We start from the raw sequence: 17,278 nt of genomic DNA, 5'->3' as shown, positions 1-17,278 counted from the left end.
AAAAAATAGGCAGGTCAGTTCGTCGCCTCGGACGCCATTTTCTCCAGCAGCATCGCCAGTGCGACTTCCTCCGCCCGCAGGCCTTTACGAACCCTCGGCTTTGGCAGTTGCGCCAAGGCGCCGAGCAGGAAACCCTCGAGTACCGCCGGGTGGATGTAGCACTTGCGGCACACCGCCGGAGTATTGCCCAACTGCCTGGCGACGTCCTTGACCATCGCCACCACGTGCTGTTTCGCCTGGGACTCGGGTTGCCACTCGAGCTCGCGCAGAACCGCCAGGGCCAGGGCGCTGCCGGCCCAGGTGCGGTAGTCCTTGGCGGTGAAGTCGGCGCCAGTCAGGGTTTGCAGGTAGGCGTTGACGTCGGCGGAAGTGATCGTGTGTCGCTCGCCGTTTTCATCGAGGTATTGAAAAAGGTTTTGCCCGGGAATGTCCTGGCAACGCTTGATGATCCGCGCCAGGCGCCGGTCCTTCACGGTGATCTGGTGCTCGACGCCACTCTTGCCGCGAAACTGGAACTGGATCGCACTGCCGTTGACCTCGACATGGCGGTTGCGCAGGGTGGTCAGGCCGTAGGAGCGGTTGTCTCGTGCGTACTGGGTATTGCCGACACGGATCAGCGTTGCGTCGAGCAAGGTGATGACGGTGGCCATGACCTTGTCGCGACTCAAACCCGGCGCCTCCAGCAAGGTTTCCAGTTGTTTGCGCAGCTTGGGCAGGGCCAGGCCGAAATCCCTCAGCCGCGAGTATTTGTCGCTGTCGCGCACCTCGCGCCAGCGCGGGTGATAGCGGTACTGCTTGCGCCCGCGGGCGTCGCGACCGGTGGCCTGCAGGTGCCCGCGCGGGTCGCTGCAGATCCACACGTCGGTGTAGGCTGGGGGGACCGCCAGTGCGTTGATGCGCTGTATTTCTTGCGGGTCGACGATGCGCTGGCCAGTGGGGTCGAAATAGCAGAATTTGCCGCGCAGTTTGCGGCGGGTGATGCCGGGCTGGGTGTCATCGACGTAATGCAGGTCACGGGGCAGTGCATCGGGCATGGCGATTGTCCTGGGCGAGGGATCGAGGGGCCGTTACAGCCATTGACCCCGCGCCGCGCCAGTCGTGCCCACGGCGTTACGCCAGCACGGCCACGGCCTTGATTTGCGCCCAGAGACGTTGGCCCGGATGCAGGTGCAGGTGGTCCCGGGAATAGCGGGTGATACGTGCAAGCAAAGGGCTGCCCTCGGCGTCCAGGCGCACCAGCACATGGGCGTTGTTGTCGGCGGGCATTTCGCTGACCACCGTCACGGGCAGGCGATTGAGGATGCTGCTTTGGTAATCGCCGAGCAGGCTGAGGCTGACATCCCGCGCCTGGACCTTGCAACGTAACGCCTGGCCCATCGCCATCGGCGTGTGAGTCACGCGAATGTTCAGGTCCGTATCGGGCAGTTGCAGCGTCAACAACTGGTAGTCGGCGTCATAGGCGGCGACATGCCCTTGGATCACTACGCCGGCGTCGTCACCCAGCGCCAGCGGCAGGTCGAGGCGTGCGAGGGTCTGGCCGATGGGGCCGCTGGCCAGCGCCTTGCCGTCGCTGAGCAGGACCAGGTGATCGGCCAGTTGTGCAACTTCATCCTGGGAATGACTGACATAGAGCACCGGGATGTCCAGTTCATCGTGCAGCCGTTGCAGGTAAGGCAGGATCTCGCTTTTGCGTTGCGTGTCCAGTGCTGCCAGCGGTTCGTCCATCAACAGCAGTGTCGGGCTGGTGAGCAGGGCGCGCGCCATGCCGACACGCTGCCGTTCGCCGCCGGAAAGGTGCTGCGGATGGCGGTCGAGCAGATGACTGATACCCAGCAGGTCGGTCGCGTGTGCCATGTCGACCCGGCGCCGAGGCTTGGGAATGCGCTTGAGGCCAAATTGCAGGTTGGCCAGCACCGATAGATGAGGGAACAGGCTGGCTTCCTGAAACACGTAACCCAGTGCGCGCTTGTGCGGGGGGACGAAAACCCCCTTGGCGCTGTCTTGCCACACTTCATCGTTGACTTGGATTAATCCCTCGTCGGCGCGTTCCAGCCCGGCGATGCAGCGCAGGCAGGTGGTCTTGCCAGACCCGGAGTGTCCGAACAGCGCCGTCACCCCGCGGCCGGGCAACTGCAGGTCGACATCGAGGGCGAACCCCGGATAGCTCAGTTTCAGACGCATTTGAATCATCGATCAGCTCCAGCCTGTTTTGGTTTTACGGCTGGAGTACAGCGCCAGCAACACTGCAAATGAGAACACCAGCATGACCCCGGCCAGCCAATGGGCCTGGGCATATTCCATGGCTTCGACGTGATCGTAGATCTGCACCGAGACCACTCGGGTCTTGTCGGGGATGTTGCCGCCGATCATCAGCACCACGCCGAATTCGCCGACGGTGTGGGCAAAGCCGAGGATGGCCGCGGTGATGAAACCGGGCCTGGCCAGGGGCAGGGTGACGCTGAAAAATGTGTCCCAGGGACCGGCGCGCAGGGTGGCGGCCACTTCCAGCGGACGGGTGCCAATGGCGGAAAAAGCGTTTTGCAGCGGCTGGACCACGAACGGCATCGAATACAGCACCGAGCCGATCACCAACCCTGCAAAACTGAAGGTGAGGGTGCCAAGTCCCAGGGATTGGGTTAACTGGCCGACAAACCCGTGGGGGCCGAGCGCCAGCAACAGATAGAAACCGATCACCGTGGGCGGCAGCACCAGGGGCAGGGCGACGATCGCCGCGACCGGGCCGCGCAGCCAGGATTGTGTGCGCGAGAGCCATAACGCCAGTGGAGTACCGACCAGCAACAGGATGACGGTCGTCAGGGACGCCAGTTTCAGGGTCAGCCAGATGGCGGAAAAATCGGCACTCGATAGCGACATTTAGATCTGGTAACCGTAGGACTTGATGATGGCAGCGGCTTTTGGCCCCTTGAGGTACTCGACCAGTGCCTTGGCGGCAGGATTATCCTTGCCCTTGTTGAGGATGACTGCGTCTTGCTTGATCGGGTCATGCAGGTCGGCCGGGACGATCCACGCCGAGCCGCTGGTGATCTTGCCGTCCTTGTAGATCTGCGACAAGGCAACGAAGCCGAGTTCGGCATTGCCGGTGGACACGAACTGGTAGGCCTGGGTGATGTTCTGGCCTTCGACGAGCTTGTCCTTGACCTTGTCGGCCAGGCCTTTTTTGGCCAGCACCTGGGTCGCCGCCAGGCCGTAAGGCGCGGCTTTCGGGTTGGCGATGGACAGATGCTGATAGGTGTTATCGCTCAGGACGTTGCCCTTGGCATCGACGTAGCCTGCCTTGGCCGACCACAGGGCCAGCGTGCCGATGGCGTAGGTGAAGCGCGAGCCCTTGACGGTGTCGCCTTCGGCTTCAAGTTTTTGCGCGGTGGTGTCGTCTGCCGAGAGGAACACCTCGAACGGCGCGCCATTCTTGATCTGGGTATAGAACTGGCCGGTGGCACCGAAAGCCGTGACCAGTTTGTGCCCGGTGTCCTTCTCGAAGTCAGCGGCAATGGCCTGGATCGGCGCGGTGAAGTTGGCAGCGACAGCAACCTGGACTTCGTCTGCCTGAGCGCAGCCGAAGGCGAACACGGCGAGCAGGCACGCCAGGCAAGTGGGGGCAAAACGTGAGGCACGAATGGTCATGAAACGGCTCCGTCACAGGCAAGTACTGCAAGATGGGTGAATCGCTATATATCGGAATATATAGCGAAATTCCGGTAAACGGAATTTGTTGCAGCGCTAACCGTGTTGCCCGCCACCACGGTCAGCGCCGGAGCAACTTCGCCAACCCTTCCTCGGCCAGGCGTCGGGTCAATTCGGCGGTACCCGACTCAACCCCCAGGGTGAACGCCTGTCCGGCCCAGAGGTTGCTGAAGTCTGCCTCGGCTTTGGCACGCAACGGCAGCAATGCACCGCCTGCGAGGGGAAAACGCGGCGCCTGGTCGCTCATCGGCCCGAGCTCGCGCATTACCCGATTGAGTATCCCCCGTGCCGGGCGACCGGTGAAAATGTTGGTGACCGCGGTCTCGCGTTCCCTGGCGGTCCGCAAGGCCTGGTGATGCGCGGCACTGACCTTGGCCTCTGGCGTGAAGAGGTACGCCGTGCCCACTTGCACCGCCGAAGCCCCCAGCATGAACGCCGCCGCCACACCCCGCGCATCGGCAATGCCGCCAGCGGCAATCACCGGTACTTTCACGGCATCGACCACTTGGGGCACCAGGGCGAAGGTACCGACCTGGCTGCTCAGGTCATCACTGAGAAACATACCCCGATGCCCGCCCGCCTCAAGACCCATGGCGATGATCGCGTCGCAACCCTGCTGCTCGAGCCAGATGGCTTCTTCGACGGTGGTGGCCGAGGACAGTACCTTTGCCCCGGTGGCCTTGACTCGATCCAGCAGGGATTTTTCCGGCAGGCCAAAGTGGAAACTCACGACTTCGGGGCGCAATTGTTCGACCACTTCGCAGGCAACCTGGTCGAACGGCGCGCGATTGGACACCGGTGTCGGTGCATCGAAGTCGACACCCAATTCGCGGTAATAGGGCTGCAGCAGGTTTTTCCAGTCCTGGGCGCGTTGCTCGTCGACCGCTGGCGGTTGATGGCAGAAGAAGTTGACGTTGATCGGGCGCTGGCAGTGTTGGCGAATGCCCTTGAGCTCGTCACGCAATTGCTCGACGCTCAGCATGGCGGCAGGCATCGAGCCGAGGCCGCCGGCGTTGCTCGCCGCAATGACCATGGCAGCGGTGGTGGCGCCGGCCATGGGGGCCTGGATAATCGGCAGCTCGATCCCGAGCAGGTCAAGAATGCGCGTATCTGGCCATTGACTCATTTCAGTTGTACTCCGACGTTGGAACCGGGCAGGGCTCGATTTGTAACAGCAATGCCTGCGGTTATGCCAGTCATGTCTGCCGCAGGCGAATTGGCTTAAAGTCCAATACGGTAATATTTTGCGAAGTGGTATTTAAATCACACCACAACAGGTGAACCCACCAGGAGGCAGCAATGTTCCAAGGTATTTTGATCGACAAAGACGAAAGCGGGTACCGGGCCACACTGCAACAGATCAATGAAGACCAGCTGCCCGAGGGCGATGTGACGGTGCGTGTGGCGTACAGCACGCTGAATTTCAAGGATGGCCTGGCGATCACCGGCAGCAGCCCGGTGGTGCGCAAATTCCCGATGGTGCCGGGGATCGACCTGGCGGGGACTGTCGAGGTCAGCACGCATCCGGACTACAAGGCGGGTGACAAAGTCCTGCTCAATGGCTGGGGCGTGGGCGAAGGGCATTGGGGTGGCCTGGCGCAAAAGGCGCGTCTCAAGGGCGAATGGCTGATTGCGTTGCCCGAGGCCTTCACTGAAGCCCAGGCCATGGCCATTGGCACGGCAGGCTACACGGCGATGCTGTGCATCATGGCACTGGAGCGCAACGGTGTGACGCCCGACCAAGGCGAGGTTCTGGTCACCGGGGCCAACGGCGGCGTGGGCAGTTTCGCCATCGCATTGCTGAGCAAGCTTGGCTATCGGGTCGTCGCTTCCACTGGTCGCCTGTCGGAACACGAATACCTTAAGCAACTGGGCGCCAGTGAAATCATCGATCGCGCCACCTTATCCGAGCCCGGCAAGCCGCTGGCCAAGGAACGTTGGGCTGCGGTCATCGACTCGGTGGGTAGTCACACCCTGGCCAACGCCTGTGCCAGTACCCGCTCCGAAGGCACCGTCGCCGCTTGTGGACTGGCCCAGGGCATGGACTTTCCGGCCAGCGTCGCGCCCTTTATCCTGCGCGGCGTGACGCTGGCCGGGATTAACAGCGTGACCCAGCCCAAAGCCAGGCGTGTAGAGGCCTGGAGTCGATTGGCCAAGGATCTGGACTTTAACTTGTTGCCGTTGATCAGCCATGAAATCGCTTTGAGCGAAGCAATCGAAGCCGCCCCGCGCCTGCTGGCCGGACAGCTGCGCGGGCGAGTGGTGGTGGATGTGAATCGCTGATCGACTGTAGGAGCGAGCATGCTCGCGAAAAACCTGAGAGCGCCGTGTGGTGTCAGGTGCCCAGCGTTATCGTTGACGACCATCGTCGGAACGCCGCCCGGAGCCTGCTCGCTCCTATAGGGGCTTTTCCCGTTCGAGCAATTGCCGCTTACGCTCCACGCCCCAACGATACCCCGACAGGTTGCCATCGCTGCGTACCACGCGGTGACAGGGGATCGCGACTGCCAGGCTGTTCGCGCCGCAAGCTTGCGCCACTGCGCGCACTGCTTTGGGGTTGCCGATGCGTTGGGCGATGTCGGCGTAGCTGGCGGTGCTGCCAACGGGGATGTCTCGCAGGGCTTGCCAGACCCGTTCCTGAAATGCGGTGCCGCGCACATCCAGTGGCAAGTCCAGCCCCAGGGCCGGGGCTTCTATGAAACCCACGACCCTGGCGATCAACTGTTCGAAGGCCTGATCGGCACCGATCAGTGTGGCGCGGCGAAATTTGTCCTGCAGGTCGCAAACCAGTTGCTGCGGATCGTCGCCGAGGAGAATCGCGCAGACCCCACGCGCGCTTTGCGCCACCAGGATCGCGCCGAGGGAACACTGGCCAACCGCAAAACGAATGTCATTGTTTTGCCCCGCGGCACGGTAATCAGTAGGTTTCATCCCCAGCACCTGATCCGCCGCTTCATAGAAACGGCTGTTCGAGTTGAACCCGGCGTCGTACAACGCATCGGTGACCGAGCGGCCATCCGCCAGCCGTTCGCGCATTCGGCGCGAACGATGGGCCGCGGCGTAGCCTTTGGGCGTCAGGCCGGTAACGGACTTGAACACCCGATGGAAATGAAAGCTGCTCAGTCCTGCCGCTTGCGCCAGCTCGTTCAGCGCGGGCAGCGCCTCGGCGGTTTCGATCTGGCGACACGCGGCGGCCACGGTGGCGGCATGTTGCGCGGCGAGCGCGCTTTGGTCCTTGGCCGCGCGCTTGCTTGGGCGATAACCGGCGGCCTGGGCAAGTTCGGCGCTGTCGAAGAACTCGACGTTCTGCGGTTTCGGCAAGCGCGAGAGGCTGCTGGGGTTGCAGTAGATCCCGGTGGTTTTCACCGCATAGACAAACTGCCCGTCCGCCTGTGGATCGCGGGCGACCACCGCGGCCCAGCGTGGATCGTTTTCGGTGCTGCTCGTTGTCGATTGGCTTGTCATGGCTTTACATCCGTTGACCCGTTTGCCGCAGATTAACCAGCGGCCCGTAGGCCCACACTCCGGCGCTTGCGGTCAAACTCCACGGTCTCACCGCGCGGTACGAAACGTGAAGTTGATCCGCTGCTTGCCCAAGCGTGGATGGTAGCCATCCTTGATCGGCAGCACACCGTGATAACGCAAGCGATCCACGCCGCCCCAGACCACGATGTCGCCATGCAGCAACGGCACCCGTTGGCTTTTGTCGCTGCGCGCGAAGCCGCCGAACAGAAACATTGCGGGTAGCCCCAGCGATACTGAAACGATGGGTGCAGCGTAGGATTTTTCGTCCTTGTCCTGATGCAAGGACATTTTCGCCCCGGGCACATAGCGATTGATCAGGCAGGAGTCCGGCACGAAATCGGCAAATCCTGCTTCCCGTGCCGCCGCCTGCGCCAATTGCAAAAACACCTCGGGCATGGGGGGCCAAGGCAGGCCGGTCCGGGGATCCTCGCGGGTGTAGCGATAACCACTGCGGTCGGTGGTCCAGCCCCAGGTCCCGCAACTGCTCAGGGCCACCGACATGGTGAAGCCGCCAGGGGTGACCATTTGCCGGAACGGTGCGGCCGCCAACACGGTCTCCAGTGCCGGTAACAAGCGCGCAAGCCAGGGCAGGGCAAAGCCCCTGAGGACGTAGGACTGTTCGCCGATCTGCTCGCGTCGGCGATCCTGCTCGGGCTCTACATCGGCAAACAAGTCCAGGGTGGTCGGTTTCATGGTGCTCATGATGCGTCGTGAAAGATGATCCCAAGAGTATGCCGTTTTCCACTGTGCAGGCGACTGACGCCGTGGCGCAGGGTGACCCGATAGTAACCGCGCACGCCTTTGACCGGGCGCTGGTTGACCGCGAAGATCAGGCCGTCGCCTTTTTTCAGACCGATGACCTGCGGGCGCGACTGCATGCGCGGCCGCTGCTCGGTCAGCACGAACTCACCGCCGGTGAAATCCTCCCCAGGCGTCGACAGAAGAATCGCCACCTGGAGCGGGAAGACATGCTCGCCATACACATCCTGATGCAAGCAGTTGTAGTCCTGTGGTCCGTATTGCAGCAGCAAGGGTGTCGGACGCTGTTGGCCAGCGGCGTGACAACGTTCGAGGAAGGCCGGAAGGCTCTCGGGAAAACGGCTCGGCAAATCCATCTGCTCATGCCAGCGATTGGCTATCGGCACCAGTCGCGGGTAGAGCGCGCTGCGCAGGCGGGCCACCAGCGGCGGCAAGGGGTAGTCGAAATACTTGTATTCGCCACGACCGAAACCGTGCCGGGCCATGATCACATGCGAGCGAAAGTGTTCGGATTGGCCGTACAAGGCGCTGATCTGATCACAGGCCCTGGGGCTCAACAGCGATGCAATGACCGCGCAGCCGTCCGCATCGAGTTGCTGTTCCAGCAGGGGCCAGTCCAGCTTGTCCAGGTATTGCTCGCTCATTGCCAGGCCCTCAGGTTATCGAGGTGGCGAGACTAAGGGGTATGACGAATGCAGACACTCCGACACTTGCGGTCGAATGTCGCCAGGGAGCGGACGTCCATATTGTCGCTCCAGGCGTTGTTACAGCGCTTTGCTGACGCTGATGTCGCTGATGACGTCTTCGCCCTGGCCATGAAGCCCGTCCAGCGCGGCTTTGGCTTCTTCTACCGTGCCGTTTTCCAGCTGGGCAAATTCGAAGCGGCGTTCGCCATTGAGTTTGTACTTGATGACGTATTTGGTCGTCTGGGCCACGGTCATACCTGTCAGTCTGTGTATTAAGGCGCTGCTCAGCTCAGTTTCGAACTGGAGCGGCGGATGATCTTGATCGAATGCGTCAGGGTCGGCTTGCGCGTCACACTGATCGGGCGGCGGTTGACCGTATCGATGGTGATGTTCCAGAACCCGGTGCTCGGCGCCGTGATGCGGGCCGGGAAGGTGTCGAACGCGCCGCCGTGATAGGTGTGACGACCGCCATTCTTGAAGCTGCGGAAGTTGGCGTCGTTCATCAAGCGAATGTTGCACGTTTGCGAGCATTGAATGACGACGATGTCGTCCTCGTTGAGGTGCTCGCGCTGGTGGATAAATTTCATGAGGCGCCTCCAGAAGGGCTTTTTCTACAAAATCAAAACGATAGCATGGTCGATTGGCGCAGTTTATCAGCCCCGGGGCGTTATTATCCGGCTCTCCGGGCCCGGGTGGACAATAAAAATGCATATATCGCGTGCCTGGGAAGAAAAAAGCAGTCAAGCCCGGAGAAAACCCGTATTTGTGCTGTCCGAGGGTCTTTATTGGAGATTTCATATGAAGTGGGGCATGTTTGGCTTGCCGTGGGTCCTGGCAATCGGTGGTTGTGCAAGTGTCTCGGACATCAACCAGACGCTGCCGACGATGAATGTGATTTCCGGCAAGAAGCCCCTTGAGTACGCCCAATGCCTGAGCGAAAAACTCGCCGACAGCCGTGGCGCCTTGCAGGTCGAGACGCAGAAAGACGGGGTGCGGGTGATCGTGCCGCAGAAGCTTTCCTCGGGGCCGGCCGCGGTGTTTGATATCGAACAGCGCTCTGGTGGCAGCAGCATCAAGCTGCACGAGCGCATCTCCAATGTGCCGATACGTCCCTTCGATGTACGCGATGCCGCCACGGCGTGCATTTCCGGCTGATAGACTGTCGACCGTCAGCACCAATGCCGTCAAAGCGCGCCTTTGCCGGCATTGTCATTTCTGGAGTCGAATATGAAGCGAGAGCGGGTACGGGAGCGGCATGCAGAGGGCCAAATCTGCGCCACCCATGTGATTCAGAACCCGGCGAATCCGGGGGAGTGGATCGTTTTTTTCAAGAAAAGCGCCGGGCGCAGTTTTTTCCTGGTAGACGAAAGCGACGAAGTCGAGTCCTTCAGCAGTCTCGACGAACTGATCGAGACCGTACGCGGCCTGGGGATCAAGTTCGCCGAAATCCACATGTAGGGCCCGATGCCCTATTTGCAGACCACCACGACGCTACGATTCTTGTAGTTGCCAACGTCGACGCCAAGGGTCTTGTCGCTTTCCTTGGGGGCGGGTGAGCCGTCAGTGCCAACGATCCGGTAGCCGGTGCCAGCGCAAGACGCATCGGCCTTTTCGTAGCAGGTCGCCCAGGAATTGGCCTCGCCGGAGCAGTCAATGGCCAGGCCTTGTTCGCCATTGTTCAGGTAAGTGGTTTCGGAGGTGGCGCAGCCACTGAGGGCCAGGACCGCAATCAGCGGCAAAAATTTGGTCATGTCGTTGTCGTCGTCAGGATGAGGGGGCAAAGCCTGTGACAGCGCGGTGGGCAAAAGGTTATAGCCAAAGGCCACTTCTTGCGGATATTTGCAAAAGAAGCCCTGCACAAGGACAGGGCGTCAGGCCTGGATCAATTCTTGTCCTTGCCCCGTCGTTTTGGTGCCGGGTGTTCCAGTTGCAACACCGATGCCACTTCGATCGCCATGGCTTCGGACGGGAAAGGTCCGGCAATATTCTCACCGCCAACGCCGGCTACCCACCACTGGCCGTCTTTGGCCTTGTTGATCAAGTACCCGTTGACGCTTTTTGCTTCTGACATCTATTTGCCTCGTTGGCTGGTTCAAGGGCGCCATGATACCGCCAAATGCACCGTTCGGGTGCCGCTGGGCGCGGGTTGGTGCACTTGGCCATGGGTTGACTTGGCGTGCAAACCTGGCGGACTCTGCTATCAATAACAGGCTGTCGGTCCATTCGCGGTGCTCGCTGCGGAACTAACGGCGAGAATATTTCTCTATGATGGCATCGGTTAGCCAGTGCGGGGCATTGTAAGGTGTACGCCGCCTGATTAGACTGCGCCGAAACCCGTACACACAGCCCTTTCAAGGACTTATATGATCAAGAAATGCTTGTTTCCAGCAGCCGGTTACGGCACTCGCTTCCTCCCAGCGACCAAAGCCATGCCTAAAGAAATGCTGCCGGTGGTAAACAAGCCACTGATCCAGTACGGCGTCGAAGAAGCACTGGACGCTGGCTTGACGGAAATCTCCATCGTCACCGGTCGTGGCAAGCGCGCCCTGGAAGACCATTTCGACATCAGCTACGAGCTGGAAAACCAGATCAAGGGCACCGACAAGGAAAAGTACCTGGTCGGCATTCGCAAGCTGCTCGACAATTGCTCGTTCTCCTACACCCGCCAGACCGAAATGAAAGGCCTGGGCCACGCGATCCTGACCGGCCGTCCGCTGATCGGCGACGAACCCTTCGCCGTGGTGCTGGCTGACGACCTGTGCGTCAACCTCGAAGGCGACGGCGTACTGACCCAGATGGTCAAGCTGTACAAGCAGTTCCGCTGCTCGATCGTGGCCATCCAGGAAGTCGACCCGCAAGAGACCAACAAGTACGGCGTGATCGCCGGCGAGATGATCCGCGACGACATCTACCGCGTGCACAGCATGGTGGAAAAACCAAAACCTGAAGATGCGCCGTCGAACCTGGCCATTATCGGTCGCTATATCCTGACCCCGGACATCTTCGACCTGATCGAACAGACCGAGCCAGGCAAGGGCGGCGAAATCCAGATCACCGACGCCCTGATGAAGCAAGCGCAAAACGGCTGCGTCATGGCCTACAAGTTCAAGGGCAAGCGTTTCGACTGCGGCGGCGCCGAAGGCTACATCGACGCGACCAACTTCTGCTTCGAAAACTTCTACAAGACGGGCAAGGCTTACTGATAGCGCCTCAGCGGCTTGTATTGAAAAACGACCTTCACCAGTTGCCAACAAGCTGATGAAGGCCTAAATAAACGCCCCGACTTGATCGGGGCGTTTGTTTTTGTGCGCTGAAAAGTACCTGGTTTCCTGTGGCCAGGCTTGTCGCTAAAAAATGCACCGCAGCGACTGGTTCGCCTGTAGGAGCCAGGCTTGCCAGCGAAGAACGATGACACAGTCTTACAGATACACCGCAGCGTTTGGTTCGCGGGCAAGCCTCGCTCCTACAGGCGAAGAACGATGACACAGTCTTACAGATACACCGCAGCGTTTGGTTCGCGGGCAAGCCTCGCTCCTATAGGCGAAGAACGATGACGCGGTCTTACAGATACACCGCAGCGTTTGGTTCGCGGGCAAGCCTCGCTCCTACAGGCGAAGAGCGATGACGCGGTCTTACAGCTAAACCGCAGCGCCTGGTTCGCGGGCAAGCCTGGCTCCTACAGTGCGACCCGCGGCCCGGGCATTTAAGCGCAATGCTTGCTCCGCGGCTATCCACAGGTATGCTGGTCACCTGCCGAGGAGATAGAAAATGGCCTACGATTTTGACCTTTATGTGATTGGCGCCGGTTCTGGCGGTGTGCGGGCGGCCCGGTTTGCGGCCGGCTTCGGCGCGACAGTGGCGGTGGCCGAGAGTCGCTACCTGGGCGGTACTTGCGTAAACGTCGGCTGCGTGCCGAAAAAGCTGCTGGTGTACGGCGCGCATTTCGCCGAGGACTTCGAGCAGGCTTCGGGTTTTGGCTGGAGCCTGGATGAGGCGCAGTTCGACTGGGCGACGCTGATCGCCAACAAGGATCGCGAGATCAATCGCCTCAACGGCATTTACCGCAACCTGCTGGTCAACAGTGGCGTGACGCTGCACGAAGGCCACGCCAAGATCGTCGACCCGCATACGGTCGAGATCAATGGCGAGCGCCACACGGCTAAGAACATTCTGATCGCTACCGGTGGCTGGCCGCAGATTCCCGAGATTCCGGGGCACGAGCACGCGATCAGTTCCAACCAGGCGTTCTTCCTCAAGGAACTGCCCAAGCGTGTGCTGGTGGTGGGCGGTGGTTACATTGCCGTCGAATTCGCCGGGATCTTCCACGGCCTGGGCGCGCAGACCACGTTGTTGTATCGCGGTGAGCTGTTCCTGCGGGGCTTTGACGGTTCCGTGCGCAAGCATCTGCAGGAAGAGCTGACCAAGCGCGGCATGGACCTGCAATTCAATGCCGACATCGAGCGTATCGACAAGCAAGCCGATGGCAGCTTGAAAGTGACGCTCAAGGATGGTCGTCAGTTGGAGGCCGATTGCGTGTTCTACGCCACCGGTCGACGTCCGATGCTGGACAATCTCGGGCTGGAAAATACCGCGGTGAAGCTCGATCAGAAAGGCTTCGTCGAGGTGGACGACCTGTACCAGACGGCCGAGCCTTCGATCCTGGCCCTGGGCGATGTGATCGGCCGGGTGCAGCTGACGCCGGTGGCGCTGGCTGAAGGCATGGCGGTGGCGCGGCGCTTGTTCAAGCCTGAGCAGTATCGCCCGGTGGATTACAAGATGATCCCGACGGCGGTGTTCAGCCTGCCCAATATCGGCACGGTCGGCCTCACCGAGGAAGAAGCGCGCGAGGCGGGCCACGAGGTACAGATCTTCGAAAGCCGCTTCCGGCCGATGAAGCTGACCCTGACCGAATGTCAGGAGCGCACGCTGATGAAACTGGTGGTGGATGCCCAGACCGACAAGGTGCTGGGCTGCCACATGGTGGGGCCGGAGGCTGGCGAAATTGTCCAGGGCCTGGCTATCGCCTTGAAGGCCGGCGCCACCAAGCGCCACTTCGACGAAACCATCGGTGTGCACCCGACGGCCGCCGAAGAGTTTGTCACCCTGCGTACACCGGTCGGCGCTTAATCGACCCTGGCGACGTCTGGCGCTGCTGCATTGGCAGCGGCCAGGCGTAGGCTTTTTTCGAGGTCGGCCCGGGCTTTCTGCAGTTCGATTTCCAGTGCCTTGTTAACCTGCGCTTGTTCCTCGACGCTCTGCTTGAGCGCCTGGCTTTCCAGCATGGCTACGCGCAGGCGTTCCTGGAGGAGGGTGCGCTCGCTGTCGACACGCGTGGCCTGGTCGAGCAGTTGATCCTGGCGGGTGTTGCTTTGCTTGAGTTGCTCTTGCAGCAGGCTCAGCTCGCGCAGTGTGCCGCGATTCTCCGTCAGCAGGCGTTCGTTGTCGCGGTGCAACTGGGTGATTTCGTCCTGGCGTACCAAGGCGCTTTGTTGGGCTTGGCGCAACTCCATCTGCAGTTGCTGTACCTGGCCTTCGTGGCGGCTTTGCTCTTGCTCGCGCTGCTCGTTGATCGCGTTGCGGTAGTGCTCCAGGGCATCACGACTGTGCAGGTGTTTTTCTTCCAGCGAGCGAATCTGCTCGTCTTTGTCCTGCAGGCGCAGCTCAAAATCAGCCAGTGCCTGAGTCTGCCCGGCATTGCGCGTTTGTTCACCCTGAAGCAGGGTGCGCGTGCTTTGCAGTGCCTCGGATTCCTGGGTCAGTGCCAGGCTCTGCAGCTCGTAGTGTTGCTGCAGTTGCGTATTGGCTTGCTCGGCTTGCTGCAGTTGCGTTTCCAGCGCCTTGCGTTGTTGCTCGTACTGTTCGCGGGCCTGGTCAATGGGTTCCTGCGCCTGCTCTTTAAGGCGCTGCGCGAGGCGTGTTACCAGCGCCAGCAACTCTTCGTCGATCGGCTCGGAAGGGGCTTCGTCTGGCCCCGGGGTGCTATCATCGAGCTCCTTCATGTAGCGATGGATCGTGGTTTTCGAGCCGGTATTGCCCATTTCGATCCGTACGGCATCGATGCTGGGATTTTCGCCGCGGGCCAGGATCGCCAATCGCGCCGCTTGCACCACTTGTTTGTTCACGCCGCCACGGGCCATGAGATCTCCTGCTGTTTTGCTGTGTGGTACGTACCACGAAAAACGCATTCTAGCATTGTCGGGGTAAATTCGGTTTTCTTCTATCAATACAGTCTGCTAATAGCGAAAGCCAATCAGCGGCATGAGGTTTGCCAATGAGCCAACCGTCCGTCGAGTGGGTAAAGTTCTCTCCATCAACTTCTTAACCCCTGACGGAGAGTCAACGATGCCTATCATCAACAGCCAAGTTAAACCGTTCAAAGCTGACGCATTCAAAAATGGCGACTTCGTAAAAGTCTCGGACGCTGACCTTAAAGGCAAGTGGTCGGTGGTGTTCTTCTACCCGGCCGACTTCACCTTCGTCTGCCCGACCGAGCTGGAAGACCTCGCTGACAACTACGACGCGTTCCAGAAGCTGGGCGTCGAGATCTACAGTGTTTCCACCGACACCCATTTCGCCCACGCTGCCTGGCACAACACTTCGCCAGCCATCGGCAAGATCCAGTACACCATGATCGGCGACCCGACCCACGCCATCTCCCGCAACTTCGACGTACTGATCGAAGAAGCTGGCCTGGCTGACCGTGGCACCTTCGTGATCAACCCTGAAGGCCAGATCAAGATCGTTGAACTGAACGACGGCGGTGTTGGCCGTGACGCTAGCGAGCTGCTGCGCAAGATCAAGGCTGCCCAATACGTCGCTGCTCACCCGGGCCAGGTTTGCCCAGCCAAGTGGAAAGAAGGCGAGGCCACTCTGGCGCCGTCCCTGGACCTGGTTGGCAAGATCTAAGTCTGTGACGCGCTTCATCAGGGCGGACTTCCGCACCTAAGCAAGCTGCACCGCCCAATAAAAACGCCCGGGCGAGATTCGCTCGGGCGTTTTTTTTCGTCTCCGTCTCTTCACCAAACAGCATGGAAATCGCCCGTATGTTGGACGCCAATCTTAAAGCCCAGTTGAAATCGTACCTGGAACGGGTCACCCAGCCGATCGAGATCGTTGCCTCCCTCGACGACGGTGCGAAATCCCAGGAAATGCTCGCACTGCTGAAAGACGTTGCCAGTCTTTCCAGCCAGATCAGCTTGCTCGATAACGGTGACGATGCACGCAAGCCATCGTTCTCGATCAACCGCCCCGGCGCGGATATCAGCCTGCGTTTCGCTGGCATCCCCATGGGCCATGAATTCACTTCCCTGGTGCTGGCTTTGCTGCAAGTCGGCGGCCACCCCTCCAAGGCCAGTGTCGAAGTGATCGAACAGATCCGCTCGCTCAAGGGCGAATTCAACTTCGAGACGTATTTCTCGCTGTCCTGCCAGAACTGCCCGGACGTGGTCCAGGCGTTGAACCTGATGGCGGTACTCAACCCCAATATCCGCCACGTCGCCATAGACGGCGCGCTGTTCCAGGCTGAAGTCGATGAGCGCCAGATCATGGCGGTACCGAGTATCTACCTCAACGGCGTGAACTTCGGCCAGGGCCGCATGGGCCTGGAAGAAATCCTCGGCAAAATCGACACCAGCGGCATCGAGCGCCAGGCCGAGAAGATCAGCGCCAAGGAAGCCTTTGACGTACTGGTGGTGGGCGGTGGCCCGGCCGGTGCTGCGGCGGCCATCTATGCCGCGCGCAAAGGCATTCGCACCGGTGTCGCTGCCGAACGTTTTGGTGGCCAGGTGCTGGATACCATGGCCATCGAAAACTTCATCTCCGTGCAGGAAACCGAAGGGCCAAAACTGGCGGTCGCGCTTGAAGAGCACGTCAAGCAGTACGACGTGGACATCATGAACCTGCAGCGCGCCGACAAATTGCTGCCGGGCAAAGACGGCGAGCTGCACGAAGTCCACTTCGCCAGCGGCGCGAAACTCAAAGCCAGGACGGTGATCGTAGCCACGGGTGCACGCTGGCGCGAAATGAACGTGCCCGGTGAGCAGGAATATCGCAACAAGGGCGTGGCGTACTGCCCGCACTGCGACGGCCCGTTGTTCAAAGGCAAGCGTGTGGCGGTGATTGGCGGCGGTAACTCAGGCGTCGAAGCGGCCATCGACCTGGCCGGTATCGTGGCCCATGTCACGCTGCTGGAGTTCGATGTGCAGCTGCGTGCCGATGCGGTATTGCAGCGCAAGTTGCACAGCCTGCCGAACGTGACGGTGATCACCCGTGCGCAAACCACTGAAGTGATGGGCGACGGGCAGAAGGTCAACGGCTTGCGCTATAAAGATCGCGAGAGCGACGAATTGCGCAGCGTGGAACTGGAAGGGATCTTTGTGCAGATCGGTCTGTTGCCCAATACCGATTGGCTCAAGGGCACCATTGAGTTGTCGCCGCGTGGCGAGATCATCGTCGATGCCCGTGGCGAGACATCGATACCGGGTGTGTTCGCGGCAGGCGATGTGACCACGGTGCCCTACAAGCAGATCGTGATCGCGGTGGGCGAGGGCGCCAAGGCTTCCCTTAGCGCATTCGACCACTTGATTCGCACCTCGGCCCCGGCGTAA

The 17,278-nt window shown here is 60.6% G+C and carries 20 protein-coding genes; 7 read left to right on the top strand and 13 right to left on the bottom strand.

Annotated features, from left to right (window positions below; all coding sequences use genetic code 11):
- Positions 1-14: 14 nt before the first annotated feature.
- The 5 genes from AC1Q8Q_RS03730 to AC1Q8Q_RS03710 form a co-directional block, all read right to left on the bottom strand.
- Positions 15-1,034 carry a DNA topoisomerase IB gene (locus AC1Q8Q_RS03730; RefSeq protein ID WP_033042232.1) on the bottom strand — a complete coding sequence of 340 codons (1,020 nt, stop codon included), beginning with the start codon at positions 1,032-1,034 and terminating at the stop codon, positions 15-17.
- 76 nt (positions 1,035-1,110) lie between these two features.
- The gene (modC, locus tag AC1Q8Q_RS03725) at positions 1,111-2,190 is read right to left on the bottom strand and encodes a molybdenum ABC transporter ATP-binding protein (protein ID WP_168758248.1); all 1,080 of its coding nucleotides are present in this window, start codon (positions 2,188-2,190) and stop codon (positions 1,111-1,113) included.
- A gap of 3 nt (positions 2,191-2,193) precedes the next feature.
- Positions 2,194-2,874, bottom strand: coding sequence for a molybdate ABC transporter permease subunit (gene modB / locus AC1Q8Q_RS03720; protein WP_033042228.1), 681 nt, complete (start codon positions 2,872-2,874; stop codon positions 2,194-2,196).
- Complete coding sequence (gene modA / locus AC1Q8Q_RS03715; protein ID WP_492614834.1) at positions 2,875-3,642, bottom strand: molybdate ABC transporter substrate-binding protein; 768 nt, start codon at positions 3,640-3,642, stop codon at positions 2,875-2,877. It abuts the gene before it with no gap.
- Positions 3,643-3,763: 121 nt separating this feature from the next.
- The gene (locus tag AC1Q8Q_RS03710; protein WP_492614833.1) at positions 3,764-4,828 is read right to left on the bottom strand and encodes an NAD(P)H-dependent flavin oxidoreductase; all 1,065 of its coding nucleotides are present in this window, start codon (positions 4,826-4,828) and stop codon (positions 3,764-3,766) included.
- A 173-nt stretch (positions 4,829-5,001) separates the two neighbouring features.
- On the opposite strand from AC1Q8Q_RS03710, the gene acuI reads away from it, so the two are divergent.
- Positions 5,002-5,985 (top strand): acrylyl-CoA reductase (NADPH), encoded by a 984-nt coding sequence (acuI, locus tag AC1Q8Q_RS03705; protein WP_033042223.1) that lies wholly within the window; start codon positions 5,002-5,004, stop codon positions 5,983-5,985.
- A 114-nt stretch (positions 5,986-6,099) separates the two neighbouring features.
- Here acuI and ada read toward each other — a convergent pair whose 3' ends face one another.
- From ada to AC1Q8Q_RS03680, 5 genes are all read right to left on the bottom strand, one after another.
- A complete protein-coding gene (gene ada, locus AC1Q8Q_RS03700; protein ID WP_492598586.1) occupies positions 6,100-7,167 on the bottom strand; it encodes a bifunctional DNA-binding transcriptional regulator/O6-methylguanine-DNA methyltransferase Ada in 1,068 nt (355 codons plus the stop codon).
- Positions 7,168-7,254: 87 nt separating this feature from the next.
- The gene (gene alkB / locus AC1Q8Q_RS03695) at positions 7,255-7,920 is read right to left on the bottom strand and encodes a DNA oxidative demethylase AlkB (RefSeq protein ID WP_492598615.1); all 666 of its coding nucleotides are present in this window, start codon (positions 7,918-7,920) and stop codon (positions 7,255-7,257) included.
- A gap of 5 nt (positions 7,921-7,925) precedes the next feature.
- On the bottom strand, positions 7,926-8,630 hold the full coding sequence (locus AC1Q8Q_RS03690; RefSeq protein WP_020797224.1) for a 2OG-Fe(II) oxygenase: 705 nt from the start codon (positions 8,628-8,630) through the stop codon (positions 7,926-7,928).
- 120 nt (positions 8,631-8,750) lie between these two features.
- Entirely contained in the window at positions 8,751-8,927 is a 177-nt protein-coding gene (locus tag AC1Q8Q_RS03685) for an RNA-binding protein (RefSeq protein ID WP_492598585.1), read from the bottom strand.
- A gap of 29 nt (positions 8,928-8,956) precedes the next feature.
- Entirely contained in the window at positions 8,957-9,259 is a 303-nt protein-coding gene (locus tag AC1Q8Q_RS03680; RefSeq protein WP_008065357.1) for a DUF1883 domain-containing protein, read from the bottom strand.
- 211 nt (positions 9,260-9,470) lie between these two features.
- On the opposite strand from AC1Q8Q_RS03680, the gene AC1Q8Q_RS03675 reads away from it, so the two are divergent.
- A complete protein-coding gene (locus AC1Q8Q_RS03675) occupies positions 9,471-9,827 on the top strand; it encodes a hypothetical protein (RefSeq protein ID WP_020797222.1) in 357 nt (118 codons plus the stop codon).
- A 72-nt stretch (positions 9,828-9,899) separates the two neighbouring features.
- Positions 9,900-10,130, top strand: coding sequence for a hypothetical protein (locus AC1Q8Q_RS03670; protein WP_020797221.1), 231 nt, complete (start codon positions 9,900-9,902; stop codon positions 10,128-10,130).
- An 11-nt stretch (positions 10,131-10,141) separates the two neighbouring features.
- Here the strand turns inward: AC1Q8Q_RS03670 and AC1Q8Q_RS03665 are convergent, their stop codons facing one another.
- Positions 10,142-10,423 (bottom strand): lipoprotein, encoded by a 282-nt coding sequence (locus tag AC1Q8Q_RS03665; protein ID WP_033040807.1) that lies wholly within the window; start codon positions 10,421-10,423, stop codon positions 10,142-10,144.
- Positions 10,424-10,554: 131 nt separating this feature from the next.
- Entirely contained in the window at positions 10,555-10,743 is a 189-nt protein-coding gene (locus AC1Q8Q_RS03660) for a hypothetical protein (RefSeq protein ID WP_110747774.1), read from the bottom strand.
- Between the two features lie 292 nt (positions 10,744-11,035).
- Here AC1Q8Q_RS03660 and galU point away from each other — a divergent pair, with 292 nt between their 5' ends.
- Entirely contained in the window at positions 11,036-11,875 is an 840-nt protein-coding gene (gene galU, locus AC1Q8Q_RS03655; protein WP_008065368.1) for a UTP--glucose-1-phosphate uridylyltransferase GalU, read from the top strand.
- A gap of 565 nt (positions 11,876-12,440) precedes the next feature.
- Complete coding sequence (gorA, locus tag AC1Q8Q_RS03650; RefSeq protein WP_083349195.1) at positions 12,441-13,799, top strand: glutathione-disulfide reductase; 1,359 nt, start codon at positions 12,441-12,443, stop codon at positions 13,797-13,799.
- Here the strand turns inward: gorA and AC1Q8Q_RS03645 are convergent.
- Positions 13,796-14,809 (bottom strand): DNA-binding protein, encoded by a 1,014-nt coding sequence (locus AC1Q8Q_RS03645; RefSeq protein ID WP_020797216.1) that lies wholly within the window; start codon positions 14,807-14,809, stop codon positions 13,796-13,798. The genes gorA and AC1Q8Q_RS03645 overlap by 4 nt on opposite strands.
- 205 nt (positions 14,810-15,014) lie before the next feature.
- Here AC1Q8Q_RS03645 and ahpC point away from each other — a divergent pair, with 205 nt between their 5' ends.
- Positions 15,015-15,578, top strand: coding sequence for an alkyl hydroperoxide reductase subunit C (gene ahpC, locus AC1Q8Q_RS03640; protein WP_007975937.1), 564 nt, complete (start codon positions 15,015-15,017; stop codon positions 15,576-15,578).
- Positions 15,579-15,715: 137 nt separating this feature from the next.
- Positions 15,716-17,278: an alkyl hydroperoxide reductase subunit F gene (ahpF, locus tag AC1Q8Q_RS03635; protein WP_168758241.1), complete on the top strand. Its 1,563-nt coding sequence runs from the start codon at positions 15,716-15,718 to the stop codon at positions 17,276-17,278.

This window comes from Pseudomonas sp. GW823-FHT06B06 (assembly GCF_058795195.1).
Note: the sequence above shows the minus strand (reverse complement) of the source record. Positions and strands in the feature narration are given on the sequence as shown.